The organism is Herbaspirillum sp. B65 (assembly GCF_000333555.1).
In the GTDB taxonomy this organism is placed as follows: domain Bacteria; phylum Pseudomonadota; class Gammaproteobacteria; order Burkholderiales; family Burkholderiaceae_D; genus Herbaspirillum; species Herbaspirillum rubrisubalbicans.
On the sequence record NZ_BADI01000600.1, the window covers coordinates 1 to 1,528 of the forward strand.

Annotated in this window: 1 protein-coding gene and 1 pseudogene; both read right to left on the bottom strand. The window is 62.2% G+C overall.

What is annotated here, in order from left to right:
• Positions 1-1,157: diguanylate cyclase domain-containing protein (locus I5W_RS14165; RefSeq protein WP_044529710.1), on the bottom strand; the 1,157-nt coding region annotated here is incomplete at its 3' end.
• Between the two features lie 5 nt (positions 1,158-1,162).
• Positions 1,163-1,528: pseudogene (locus I5W_RS14170) on the bottom strand (signal transduction protein); the annotation flags it as partial.

The window sequence follows — 1,528 nt, forward strand, 5'->3', positions numbered from 1 at the left end:
AGGGTTTCGGTGTCGCTGGCGTCTTCCGGGTACATGCTCACGCGATGCTGGGCGCCGACCCGCAATTCATGGCCATCGATGAGAAAGGGTTCGTCGAACAGGGAAAGCAGCTTCTGGGCCACGAAGCCGGGGTGGTGATCCTTGTCGATGTCGAACAGAGCCACCGCGAATTCATCGGCGCCCAGACGCGCCACCACATCCTGCTCGCGCAACGCGCGGCGCAGTCGCAGCGCCACTTCCACCAGCAACATGTCGCCCGCCACGTGGCCCAGCGTATCGTTGATGGGCTTGAAGCGATTCAGGTCGACGAACATGACGCAGCCCTGCAGGTTCTCATGCTGGGCTTCAGTCAGTGCCTGGTCCACGGTGCGAGTGAGCAGCGTGCGGTTGGGCAAGCCGGTGAGCGCATCGTAATAAGCCAGGTGATGGATCAGCTTTTCGGCATTCTTGCGTTCGGTGATGTCGTTGAGATAGCCAATCAAGCCGATGGGATGGCCATTCTGGTCGCGCATGACCGACAAGGACAGGCTGGCCCAGAACACCTCGCCGGACTTCTTGCGCCGACGCACCTCGATCTCGCGGCTGCCATGCTCCAGGAACAGGGCGTGCATGGCGTCTTCTTCCTCTTCATTCTCATAGAGAAAGAGCACGTTACGGCCGATGGCTTCCAGCGCGGTATAGCCAAACAACTGCTCGGCGCCCCGGTTCCAGCTGGTGATGAAACCGGCCGGGTCCATGGTGATCACCGATTCGTGCATCTGGTTCAGGATCTGCGCCTGCTGCTCCAGCTTGGCTTCGATCTGGTCCAGCGCGCGGCTGCGCTTGTCGCTGTCGGCACGACGCTGCATCAGGCGGCCGAGGAAGGAGGCCAGCAGCGCCAGGCGGCTGCGCTCCTGGTCGGTATAGGGCCGGGTCAGCGGAGGGAAGACGAAATAGCCGAATTGCGTGTTCTCGAACTGCACGACTTGGCACAGGCCATTGCCATCACCGCCACTCTCCGGTGGCAAGTTCACCACGTAACGCCCGCCCGGGCGCTTCAGGAAACCGGATGCGATCCCTCCCAGCGCAGCGTGCAGCGCCATGCCCTGCAGATTCTGCGTGGCGTCCAGCAGTGCCGAACAGCACGCCAGATCGTCGCTACCCACGGAGGAAATCATCGAGATCACGCCTCAGTACTGACGCGTGTGGCCCAATTGAAGGCCTGGATGAGACAACGGCAATACACCTGCGCATCCAGACCCGCGGCTTCCAGATCGGAATGACGCAGCGGAATGCGACCGTCTTCGGAACGCTCGACCACGTCGAGCAGCTTACCCAGCCGGCCAGTGCGGTGCACCAGGGCATTGACGATGTCCACCGGCAGCTTGAGCGGTTCGATGATGTCATACAAAGGCATTCCCAGCAGGATGTCCAGCAGCGAGAACATGCCGGTGATGAAGGCACGGTCCAGCTCTTCCTGGGTGCACTGGAACTGGTGCGCCATCGCTTTCCTCATCGCCGCCCGGGGCGGCGGCGCGCGGCAACAGTG